This is a genomic window from Candidatus Symbiopectobacterium sp. NZEC135, assembly GCF_025962695.1.
In genome coordinates this window covers 1-918 of sequence record NZ_JAGFPF010000811.1, presented here as the reverse complement: position 1 = coordinate 918, position 918 = coordinate 1, and the positions used below count along the sequence as shown (strand labels likewise).

The 918-nt window shown below is 48.0% G+C and carries 1 protein-coding gene; it reads left to right on the top strand.

What is annotated here, in order from left to right; translation table 11 throughout:
- Window positions 1-31: 31 nt before the first annotated feature.
- The coding region (locus tag J5224_RS30630) for an inverse autotransporter beta domain-containing protein (RefSeq protein ID WP_264628800.1) at window positions 32-918 on the top strand (887 nt) is incomplete at its 3' end.

Here is a 918-nt window from a genome sequence, read left to right as displayed (position 1 = left end):
GCATTCCGCTACGTCAATGAAAAGGGAAGACATGAATATTCGGGGAGAGGCACAGGCTGGTTTGGGCGCGTTTGGCCGCCAGTCTGGGAGTACCACGCTGAATGTATTACTGCCATTGCAAGAAAATGAAAAGCGCATGTTGTTCGGCCAATTCGGTGGATATCATCACAAACATAAAAACAGCGTCAGTGTGGGAGTAGGTCAGCGTCATTTTGGCAATGACTGGGGATTGGGGTATAACATTTTCTATGATGCGCAGATGTCAAAATCAATTTACCACCGCCTTGGTGTTGGCGGGGAGTTATGGTTTGATAATGCTCGTTTTACGGCAAATGGATATTATGGCCTAACCCGTAACCGGGATGTTGATGAAAAACCAGGGTATTACGCGGATGTCGCTCATGGTTATGATGTCAATTTGCAAGCGTGGATACCGGGGTATCGTCAGCTTAGTGGTCGGGTGAAATTTGAGCAATACTTTGGCGATAGCGTTGCGCTTACCAAGAAAGGGAAAGATGCCAGAAATCCACATGCGCTATCATTAGGGCTCAGCTATGCGCCTATTCCACTGCTACAGTTTGATATTGATCGCGTATTGGGTAGCCAAAAGCAGACTGAAAACCGTTTTGGGGTCTCTGTTCGTTACCAATTTGGGGTCCCCCTCTCTTTGCAACTTGATCCAACCTACACCGCATCCCAGTACTTAAAGAAAGCAAAAAATTATCATGTTGTTGATCGTAACAACGATATAAAGCTTTCGTTTCGAGAGAAGCCCTCTCAACGGATAGAAAAACCAGTAATAAAAGCCCCCGTTGCGCCAACGCCAGTACCACCAAAGGCACCACCAAAGGCACCACGAGAGGCACCACGGGAGATACCACGGGAGACACCGCGGGAGATACCACGGGAGACACCACG